Raw genomic sequence first — 8456 nt, forward strand, 5'->3', positions numbered from 1 at the left:
AAGTCTGGCACACAAACTGCCACATCTTGCCAGACCGGTGCAACCGTGTAATAATAATAAAAAAAGAAGGACTTTTCCGGCGGGTGATGGCGTTGCCCACCGGAATTTTTAGCAGATGTCAACTTTTTCAGGATAAGATTCCCACCAGGGCGCGATTGTTGACAAAAGAAGCGGTTTTTTTGGTGGGAAAGTTTTGATATATTTGGGAATGGGCGTATAATGGAAGGTAAGACTACCATTTACGAAAATAATCATTTATTGATGCCGCTATAAAACCATCAGGGGCGGGGAAAGCCAGGATTGCTTTGCCGGAAAATGGATGGGTAAAAAGACAGAAAGAGGAAACCATGGGAACATATCAGATCGGGGCCACTGCGTTTAATCCCAATTGCATCACCGGCGCCAGCGACCACCTTTATCCATACCTGAAGAAAGCGTTTACCGGAGCCGGGCAAATTGACATCAATGTCTCTTTTTTAATGGTGTCGGGTATCCAGCTGGTGCTGGATGATCTCATCGCAGCCGCCGCCAGAGGCGTCAACATCCGGATTCTCTGCGGCAACTATCTCAACATCACCCAGCCGGAAGCCCTCTATCTGCTCAAAGATGCCCTGGGGGAGCGGCTGGAGCTGCGCTTTTACGATGTTCCCAATCACTCCTTCCATGCCAAAGCCTATTTTTTTAAATATCCGGATTACGAAGAAGTCTTTGTCGGCTCCTCCAACCTGTCCAAATCCGCCCTGACCACTGGCATCGAGTGGAATTACCGGCTTAATTCCCGGGCCCACCCGGATGATTGCGCCACTTTCCGGCAGACCTTTGAAGCACTGCTGACCCACCATTCCCGGATCATTGATGATGATGAACTCAAAAATTACTCCAAACAATGGGTTCGCCCCAAGATTATGCAGCAAATCGAAGCCAGTGAGGAAGCCAGCGCAGCGGCAGCCGATCCTGCCGAAGCCCCCGACCGGGTGGCCCAGGGACAGGCGGCCTTTATTGTCGATACAATTTCCGCCGCTCCGGCGCCGCTGATTGCCTTTCCCCAGCCCACCGGCGCCCAGGTGGAAGCCCTCTACGCCCTTAAAAACTTCCGCCGTGAAAAGCTCGACAAGGGCCTGATTGTGGCGGCGACCGGCATCGGCAAAACTTTTCTGGCGGCCTTTGACTCCCGCGGTTTTACCCGGATTCTGTTTGTGGCCCATCGCGACGAAATCCTCAGCCAGGCCGAATATACCTTCAAATGTGTGCGCCGCGAGCTGTCCGCCGGCCACTTCAACGGCACCCGGAAAGACACCGATGCTGATATTATTTTCGCCTCGGTTCAGACCCTGGGGAATCCCGCCTATCTGGACAATGGCCCCTTTACCCCGGAGGCCTTTGACTACCTGATCATCGATGAATTCCATCACGCCGTGTCCGACTATTACCAGCACATCATCGATTATTTCCGGCCGAAATTTCTGCTGGGGCTCACCGCCACCCCGGAGCGGCTGGATAATCAGGATGTCTTTGCCCTTTGCGACTACAACGTGGTTTACGAGGTGCGCCTTAAAGAAGCCATCAATAAGGGCTGGCTGGTGCCCTTCCGCTACTACGGCATCTATGACGATCTGGATTATGACCACGTCGACTTCCACAACGGCCAGTATGACAGCGAGCAGCTGGGCCAACTGGCCAGTGTCAATAAACGCGGCAACCTGATTTTTAAGCACTACGGCAAATATGGCAGCCGCCGGGCCCTGGGCTTCTGCATCAACCGCCGCCACGCCCTCTATATGACCAGCTACTTCCGGGAACAGGGAATCATTTGCTGCGCCGTCATCAGCGGCACCGTCACAGCCGAACAACGGGAGCTGGTAAAGGATCGGGAGGCGGCCATCAGCGATCTCAAAACCGGCAAGCTGGCGGTCATTTTTTCGGTGGATATGTTTAATGAGGGGCTGGATATTCCCGAGCTGGATATGGTGATGTTTCTCCGTCCGACCCAGTCACCGATTGTCTTTTTGCAGCAGCTGGGCCGGGGTCTGCGCAAGAGCCGGGGTAAAAACTATGTCAACGTGCTGGATTTTATGGGCAACTATAAAAAAGCCAACCTGGTACCCTTTCTGCTGACCAGCGAGCCCCAGCCGGAACCCACCGGCCGTTCGGGATTCCGGCTGCCCCGGGAAGACGACTACCCGGTGGACTGTCTGGTGGATTTTGATTTCAAGCTGATTGATCTGTTCAAAAAAATGGCCGGGGATCAGAAGAAAATTAAGGACCGGGTGCTTGATGAGTTTGACCGGATCATGGAAGAACTGGGCCGCCGGCCACTGCGGCTGGATCTCTATGTGCACCTGGACGAAGCGATCTATCACACCATCCGCAGTAAAAAAGAACTCAATCCGTTCCGAGATTATCTGTCCTTTCTTGATGCCATCGGCCAGACCACGGCGGATGAGAAAGCACTGCTGGGAACCCCGGGACACGCCTTTCTTACCACCATCGAAAACACCGCCATGTCAAAAACCTACAAGATGCCGGTGCTGCTGGCGTTTTATAACGGCGGCCAGATGAAATCAGCAATTGATGACGAAGATCTTTACCAGAGCTTCAAGGCCTTCTACGAAAAGGGCTCCAACCGGGTCGATCTGCTCCGGGATAAAAGCACCGCCCAGGCCATGAGCTGGGGACAAAAAGAATATGTCAGCCTGGCCCGGCGCAACCCCGTCCATTTTCTGGCCCAATCCGCCGGGGAATTCTTTTACTTAGACGGCAACCGCTTCTGTCTGGCGCCGGAACTGGGCGCCTTTGTGACCAATCCGGATTTTATAGAACACTTCAAAGATATCATCGATTACCGTACCAAGCGTTTCTATAAAGAACGGCTGGAAAAACTGAATCCGTAAGCAAATTATTTTCAGGAGATAGATCATGACAAAAAACCTCAGTAAAACCCTGCACTACTACAACCAGACCGCCCAGACCTTTGTCCAGGGCACCATCGATGCCGACCTTGGCAAACTGCACCGCCGCTTTTTAAAGCTGCTGCCGATCCAGGCCCACATCCTCGATCTGGGCTGCGGTTCCGGCCGGGATGCCAAAGCCTTTCTGGATGCCGGTTACCAGGTCACGGCCATCGACGGTTCGGCCGGCTGCTGCCGCCTGGCCGAAGATTACATCGGCCAGGAAGTGCTCTGCCAGACCTTTGACGAACTGGATTGCTACCAGGCCTTTGACGGCGTCTGGGCCTGCGCCTCGCTGCTCCATGTGCCCTATGCCGAACTGACCGGGATCTTCCGGAAAATCGCCCGGGCCTTACGTCCCGGCGGTTATTTGTACGCTTCCTTTAAATATGGCGATTTTGAAGGGGAGCGGAATGGCCGCTATTTTACGGATTTGACAGAAGAACGGTTGAAGGTGCTGATTGAGCCGGTGGCGGGGTTGGAGATTATGGCGACCTTTGTCTCCGGGGATGTTAGAGATGGACGGGATGGGGAGAAGTGGTTGAATGTGATAGGGCAGAAGCGTTAGTTAGAGTCAAACACTGCACTGAAACAAAATTAGTTAATTGTGATAGTAAAGGACATACAGTGCCTGACATCTACTTATTAACTTATGTAAAATGAATGCGGCTAAACCCGTTTCAGCCCATCAGGGTCAATATAAACCTGTCGGGCCCGGAAGGGGCCGGGGACGGTATACTGGCGTTTGACCTTGTCGAAATCGCTGAGTCTTTATAATTTATCATAAGAACCGTCCCCTTGATTCCCATACGTTTAAAATTAAGTCGACAGTTAAGTCGATAGCTAAGTCGACAGTTAAGTCGATAGCTGATATAATGGAGTCAAAAGATTAGTTCAAAAAGGTGGTGGCAAAAGATGGCGATACCTATTTCGATTGAAAAGTTAATGAATGAAAATATTGTTGAGTATGCCCGAATTGAGTTTAAAGAAAATTGGAATCCTGAGCCTATTTTGCATACAATCTGTGCTTTTGCAAACGATATCGACAATTGGGGTGGTGGTTATATTGTCGTTGGCGTAAAAGAGGAAAATGGAATGCCTGTTCATCCAGTCACTGGAATTCCTGCAGCGTCATTGGACAGAATTCAAAAGGATTTATTGGCACTATGTCATAAAATTAAACCACTCTATTTACCTGTCTGCGAACCTGTTGTTTACGAAGAAAAGCATCTGCTTTTAATTTGGGCGCCCGGTGGATACGAGCGACCCTATAAGTCATTTGAAAGTTTATCCAAAGATAAAAAGAAAGTAGTTGCCTATGTACGTCGATTTTCTAATACGGTAAAAGCAAGTGAAGCAGATTTGAAGGAATTGCATTCGATTGGAAATAACGTTCCATTTGATGATCGAGTCAACCCGAGAGCAGCATTAAAAGATCTCAAAGTGCCGCTGATTACAGATTATTTGGGAGAAGTAGAGAGTGCCCTTTATCCTGCCTGCTATGATATGTCCACTAAAGAATTAGCAGAATCCCTGAAAATTGCAGATGGTCCAACAGAGTTTTTCAAACCGCTAAATGTGGGCCTGATGTTTTTTAATGATAGACCAGATGACTATTTCCGGTACACCCAGATTGAAGTTGTTTCAATACCTGATCCAACCGGGGAGGGTATGACTGAACGCGTATTTAAGGGACCTATCCATCGGCAATTAGTAGATTCACTTGCCCATATACGCAATTCTATTTTAGCTGAAATGGTGACGAAATCATCTGACCGACCACAAGCAAACAGAGTTTATAACTATCCTTTTTCGGCCATTGAAGAAATTTTATGTAATGCCGTTTACCACAAGAGTTATCAAATAGCCGAGCCGATCACAGTAAGAGTTGAAAAGGACCAAATGTCGATTACAAGCTGTCCTGGACCAGATCGTTCAATTTCTTCGGAGGACTTAGCCAATCGACGTTTAGTATCAAGACGATACCGCAACCGTCGCATCGGTGATTTCTTAAAAGAATTGAAACTCATTGAAGGACGCAACACTGGCGTCCCAACTATTTTAAAAGCATTGAAAGAAAATGGATCACCATTGCCAATATTTGAAACGGATGAAGACCGCAGCTATTTTACGGTAACATTGAAGATTCATGAAGCATTCTTAGGAATAGATATTCCAGAAGTAAAACCTCGAAAAGTTAGACGTAGCAGAGAACAGATTCGTAACGAGGTCTTGGAACTTTTGCGTACCAATGATTACTCCCAGAATGAACTGGCGCAGCAAATGGGTTATTCAGGTGTATCTAAGACGTTTAGTGCTGTGATTGAAGCAATGATTAATGCAGGTTTGATTAAGTATACCGGATGTGAAAGCCAGCGGTCGCCGAATTTAAAATTAGAAATAATTAAAAAAGATCCAGGGAAGAATAATGGAAGGAGTACCCCATGAAACACTACAAAGTAGCAGCTGCCATCATCACGTACCAAAACGAAATCTTATGCATGCAGCGCCCCGAATCCAGCTATCCCTACCTTTCTTATAAATACGAATTTCCCGGTGGCAAGATCGAAGTCGGCGAGACCGTCGAAGCGGCGCTTTCCCGAGAATTACAAGAAGAAATGGCCCTGGCTGTGACGGTGCTGCCGGAAAACTTTTTCATGACCGTCAATCACCAGTATCCGGATTTTTCAATTGAAATGCACAGCTATATCATTCCCGTCGAGTGCAAAGATTTTGAGCGCTTAGAACATCATCATCACTGCTGGTTAACGGCCGCACGCCTCAACGAACTGGATTGGGCGCCGGCGGATATCCCGATAATGGAAAAACTAATGGCCAACTAAAATGACATGAAGGGGTGGCAAAATGGAACCAAATGAAGCAGTAAAGGCCGGTATTTATGCGGGTTTAATCGACAAAAACAGGTTCTCCCTTGAACAATACCGGCCGCGACTCTTGATTAATGATGTCACCAAGGGGCAAAAAGTATTAACCAGCTTAATCAGTGAGCTGAATCAGTGCGATGAGTTCTTTTTCTCGGTGGCCTTTATTACCGAAAGTGGGGTGGTCTCACTATTAAATACCCTGATTGAATTAGAAAAGAAAAATATCCAGGGGCGGATCATTGCCTCCCGATATCTGGAATTTACCCAACCCAAAGCCTTACGACGACTGCTGGCTTTTAAGAATATCGATTTGCGGATCGTCACCACTGGCAACCATCATACCAAAGGCTATATTTTTCGCAAAAAAGACATATATAGCTTAATCGTCGGCAGCAGCAACATGACTCAAAATGCCTTATCATCTAATAAAGAATGGAACTTAAAAGTCACGTCGATGGAAGCGGGCTCGTTGATTCATGAAACATTAAGCGAATTTAATAGTCTCTATCAAGCGGCGGTAAACGTCAATGCCCAATGGATTGATCAGTATGAAGCAATCTATCTCCAAAATCTGGCTAAGCAAGGTAGCAACAATCCAGAAAAACTGCCGGTACTATCAAATGTGGCCAATAACCAAGCCAGCTATCAAGTTGATCAACCCCATCGCGCTAACGGTGCTCCAACCTTTCAGCTTGATCAGGTGATGCCCAACAAAATGCAGGTCAAAGCGCTGGCGGGCATTGCGCAAATTCGTCATGATGGTGAAAATAAAGCCCTGCTGATCTCAGCAACGGGTACCGGCAAAACCTATCTGGCGGCATTTGATGTCAAAAAAGTTCGGCCGCATCGATTACTGTTTTTGGCCCATCGCGAGCAGCTTTTAAACCAGGCCATGGCCAGCTTTGAGCGGGTGCTGGGGGAGCCGTTCAACTGTGGCAAACTAACCGGGGGGCATCAACAATATGGCTGTCCCTATTTATTTTCAACAGTGCAAACCATTTCTAAAGATGGGCAGCTCTATTCGTTCAAACCCAGCGAGTTCGACTATATTATTGTCGATGAAAGTCACCGCGCCGGGGCCCACACCTATCAAAAGATTTTAAACTATTTCAAACCGCAATTTTTACTGGGGATGACGGCAACCCCAGAGAGAACCGATGAACACAATATCTGTGCCGATTTTGATTATAATATCGCCTATGAAATACGCCTGCAAGAAGCGATGCAAGAAAATATGCTTTGTCCCTTCCATTATTTTGGCATCTCCGAAATAACCGTTGAGGGGGTATTAATTGATGACACCACGGAATTTAAATATTTAACCTCAGCCGTGCGGGCTAGAAATGTGATTGAACAAATCAAGCGTTATGGTCATGACGGCCCGCGGGTTACGGGGCTCGTCTTTTGTTCGAGAAATGACGAAGCCGCAGCTTTGTCGGCTTTATTTAATCAATATGGTTATAAAACGGTGGCCTTATCCGGCAATGACTCAGCTGAACGACGGGAGGAAATGATCCGGCGCCTGGAGAGTGACGGGCCCAACGCCTTAGACTATCTTTTTAGTGTCGACTTGTTTAATGAGGGCTTAGATGTCCCCACCCTGAATCAAATCGTGATGCTGCGGCCCACCCAGTCGGCCATTATTTTTGTGCAGCAACTGGGACGGGGGCTACGAAAAGCCGAAAACAAAGAATTTGTGGTGATCCTTGACTTTATCGGCAACTATAAAAACAATTTTATGATCCCCATGGCCTTATCCGATGACCGGAGTTACAACAAGGATACCATCCGCCGTTACACCGTGGAGGGGACCCGGGTGATCCCCGGCGCATCGACCATCAATTTTGATGAGATTTCCCGCAGCAAAATCTATCAAGCCATTGATCAGGTTAATTTTAGAAGTGTTAAATACCTGCGCGAAAGTTATACCAACCTCAAATACCGGTTAGGCCGGATTCCCCAATTAATGGATTTTGAGACCCACGATGCCATGGATCTCGAAGTATTATTTACGGGTAGCGTCGGTTCCTATCACGAATTTTTAAAACGGTACGAACCAGAATATGATATCGAGTATAACGAAATCCAAGCAGAAATGCTGTCCTTTGTCTCCAAGAAATTTGCGGTGGGGAAGAGGCCCCACGAATTATTGGTGCTCAAATATATCTTAGCAGGAAACCCGAAACCCCTCCGCCAGATGGAAATTGCCCTGACTGAGGAATATGGCATTGCCGTTAAAGCGAAAACCCTGATTAATGTTGCGAATATCTTAACCAACCAATTTCAAGTTGGTGCTGCTAAGAACAGCTTTGAAAACGCCGTTTTTCTAGATGATCAAAGGCCCGCCGCGTCTTTTTCAGCACAGCTAAAAGATGACGGGTTTAAAGCCAGCTTGCTGGAATTAGTCGAATATGGTTTATACCGCAATGCTAAGTATTATGGCAAGCCCTATCGAAAATCGTCATTCGCCCTGTATCAAAAGTATTCTTATGAGGATGTGTGTCGTTTGCTAGAATGGGAAAAAAATGAGGTTTCATTGAATATCGGCGGTTACAAATATGATGAAAAATCAGCGACTTATCCGGTCTTTATTAATTATCACAAAAGCGATGCGATTGAGTCC

At 47.5% G+C, this 8456-nt stretch carries 5 protein-coding genes; all 5 read left to right on the top strand.

The window, feature by feature from the left end:
* Positions 1-347 precede the first annotated feature (347 nt).
* Positions 348-2891 (top strand): DEAD/DEAH box helicase family protein, encoded by a 2544-nt coding sequence (locus tag ACEW8F_RS12635; RefSeq protein ID WP_373483829.1) that lies wholly within the window; start codon positions 348-350, stop codon positions 2889-2891.
* Positions 2892-2916: 25 nt separating this feature from the next.
* Positions 2917-3516 (top strand): class I SAM-dependent methyltransferase, encoded by a 600-nt coding sequence (locus ACEW8F_RS12640; protein WP_373483830.1) that lies wholly within the window; start codon positions 2917-2919, stop codon positions 3514-3516.
* A 347-nt stretch (positions 3517-3863) separates the two neighbouring features.
* Positions 3864-5396: an RNA-binding domain-containing protein gene (locus ACEW8F_RS12645; protein ID WP_373483831.1), complete on the top strand. Its 1533-nt coding sequence runs from the start codon at positions 3864-3866 to the stop codon at positions 5394-5396.
* The gene (locus ACEW8F_RS12650) at positions 5393-5791 is read left to right on the top strand and encodes a (deoxy)nucleoside triphosphate pyrophosphohydrolase (protein ID WP_373483832.1); all 399 of its coding nucleotides are present in this window, start codon (positions 5393-5395) and stop codon (positions 5789-5791) included. Before ACEW8F_RS12645 ends, ACEW8F_RS12650 begins: the two co-directional genes overlap by 4 nt.
* A gap of 22 nt (positions 5792-5813) precedes the next feature.
* Positions 5814-8456, top strand: a 2643-nt coding sequence (locus ACEW8F_RS12655; RefSeq protein WP_373483833.1) for a DUF3427 domain-containing protein, incomplete at its 3' end; no start/stop codon positions are given.

This window comes from Acetobacterium sp. (assembly GCF_041752335.1).
Taxonomy (GTDB): Bacteria; Bacillota; Clostridia; order Eubacteriales; family Eubacteriaceae; genus Acetobacterium.

Coding starts and splice junctions, on each gene's coding strand:
- ACEW8F_RS12635 (WP_373483829.1), top strand. CDS start 348: ATGGGAACATATCAGATCGGGGCCACTGCGTTTAATCCCAATTGCATC.
- ACEW8F_RS12650 (WP_373483832.1), top strand. CDS start 5,393: ATGAAACACTACAAAGTAGCAGCTGCCATCATCACGTACCAAAACGAA.
- ACEW8F_RS12645 (WP_373483831.1), top strand. CDS start 3,864: ATGGCGATACCTATTTCGATTGAAAAGTTAATGAATGAAAATATTGTT.
- ACEW8F_RS12640 (WP_373483830.1), top strand. CDS start 2,917: ATGACAAAAAACCTCAGTAAAACCCTGCACTACTACAACCAGACCGCC.